At 40.3% G+C, this 414-nt stretch carries 1 pseudogene; it reads right to left on the minus strand.

Annotated features, from left to right (window positions below):
* Positions 1-414: pseudogene (locus HC176_RS16910) on the minus strand (tetratricopeptide repeat protein); the annotation flags it as partial.

Genomic DNA, 414 nt, shown 5'->3' on the forward strand with positions numbered 1-414 from the left:
CTCTTCCCCGGTTTCTTTGTTCACAGCAGTAAAGATCACTTCTTCTCCTGTAAAACCTAAATCCTGTAGCTCCTCATAAAATTTTAGTGCTGTGTCATAATCCTGTGCATTCACAGCATTGGAAGCAGCATAATAAAGATAAAGAGTATCCCTGGTATTCATTCTATAAGCAGAGTTCAGCTTTTCTGCTGCCTGTGCATATTTTTGAGCATTTTGATCGGCAATTGCAGCATTTACAAGGGCATTACTAACTGCAGTTGCACCTTGTTGTGCTTCAGCATGTCCTAATTCCTTAGCTTTCTGCATTGCTTCAGAAGCTGCCATCAAGTCAGCTGCAGGTACATTCTCTCCGTTTCCGATCAAAGCATATCCTTTATAAAGGTAAAAATCTGCTTTTTCATCCTCATCTGCATT

The organism is Tamlana crocina, assembly GCF_012037625.1.